This is a genomic window from Streptomyces alkaliterrae (assembly GCF_007097205.2).
Classification (GTDB): domain Bacteria; phylum Actinomycetota; class Actinomycetes; order Streptomycetales; family Streptomycetaceae; genus Streptomyces; species Streptomyces alkaliterrae.
In genome coordinates, this window is the sequence record NZ_VJYK02000549.1 from 1 (window position 1) to 1,716 (window position 1,716).

General features: G+C 80.1%; 1 protein-coding gene and 1 pseudogene. Both read left to right on the forward strand.

The features are described from left to right. Positions 1–467: pseudogene (locus FNX44_RS29310) on the forward strand (hypothetical protein); the annotation flags it as partial. Further along, entirely contained in the window at positions 464–1,027 is a 564-nt protein-coding gene (locus tag FNX44_RS26620) for a Pycsar system effector family protein (RefSeq protein ID WP_323369683.1), read from the forward strand. The pseudogene FNX44_RS29310 and the gene FNX44_RS26620, both read left to right, overlap by 4 nt. Positions 1,028–1,716 lie beyond the last annotated feature (689 nt).

Below are 1,716 nucleotides of genomic sequence, written 5' to 3' on the forward strand. Positions count from 1 at the left end.
CTCCTCCCACCGACCGCCCGGCGGCACCACCCACACCCGGCGCCCCAGGCGCCCTCCCGGCGGGGAACCTCGGCGCACCCGCCGCCGCCCGAGTCCCGGAGCCCGGCGACGGGCCACCCGAAGCCGACGCGGAGGAAGGCCGTCCGGCCGCGTCCGACGCGGCCTCCCGCCCCGGGGCGCCGCGCGCGTTCGGCGGCCCAGCAGCGGGCATCACCCCGCCGGACGGCGCGCCCGCGCCGGGCGGTGCCCCGGCCGGCGACGTCGGCACACCGGCAGCCGCCGACGGCCCGACCGCCGCCGGTGCCCAGCACGACACGACGGAAGCGCCGGATTCCGGCCGACCGCCAACGGACAGCTCCGTGCCGGGCGGCGGGCCGGTGCCGGGCGCCACCGCGGTGGGGGACGCCGCGGCTCCCGAGTCCGGTGAGGGCCCGGCCGCGGGCGGCGGACCGGCGGGGCGGTCGTGACGACCGCCGGTGCCGCCGACCCCGGGGCCGGCGCGCCTTCGGCGCCGCCCGCCGGCCGTCCGGCCGACGAGGCGGCCGTGGCGACCGCGCAGCGGCTCCTGGACGAGCTGCGCGGCGAGGTCGCCCGCGCGGACAGCAAGGCGTCCGTGCTGCTCGGCGCGATCGGCATGACCGTCGGCACCGTCACCAGCGTGCTGACGGGACGTTCCTGGGGGCCCGGCCGGCTGGCCGTCCCCGCCCAGATCGTGTGGTGGGCGGGCGCCGGCTGTCTGCTGCTGGCACTCGGCTCGCTGCTGATGGCCGTGCTCCCCCGCTACCGGGACAGCCGCTGGCAGCCGGGGCGGCCGCTCACCTACTTCGCCGACATCCGCCGGGCCGCCGCCGACGGCCGGCTCAGGGACGCGCTCGCCGACACCGAACGGGCGCCGCTGGACTCGCTGGCCGCCTCGCTGGGCGAGCTGAGCCGGATCGTCTCCGAGAAACACCGATGGGTCCGGGCCGGGCTGCTGGCCTTCTGCCTCGGTGTGCCCCTGCTGTGTGTGCCGATGCTCGCGGGCTGACCCGGCCCGCTCACTCTCCGACTCCCAACCAGCTCATCGCGAGGAGCAACACCGTGACTCCCCCAGCAGAACCCCGCCCCCCGGAACGCGACGGTACCGAGCGCGCCGCCGGGAGCGGCCGCGGGAACCGTGACGGCCGCGAGGCCGGTGGCGCGCAGCCCGAGTACCCGCGAGCGGTCAGCAGGCCTGAACGGCCGCGCTACCCCGGCGAGCCTCGGCGGCCGGACGAGGCGCCGCCTCGGCGCGGCGCCGGCGACGAGGCGCCGCCCTACCCCGGCCCGCCCCGCTACCCGCTCGAGGACGGCGTCCGGAGCCGGCCGTATCCCGGCGGCGCCGTGCCCGGGTCTCCTCCGCAGCCGTACGAGAGGCCGTACCCGGACCGGGTCGGTCCGCGCCATCCGGACGCGGCCGGGCCCGGTGGTGCGGGAGCGGCGCGGCAGGAGCCGCCCCGCTACCCCGGCGAGCCGCAGCCGTACGGCACTGCGGGAGCGCCGCCCGCCGGCCCGCCGCCCTACCCGGGACAGGCGGCGGGCACACCTCAGGGCGCGGCGCCGCAATACCCCGCGCCGGGCGCCGGTACACCACACGATCCGGGCGTTCCCGGGGCCTTCGTCCCGCCGCAGGGGCAGCCGTCTCCCGGTCACACGCCGCCCGGACCCGCGCCCGCCTACCCGGCCGACCCGCAAGCC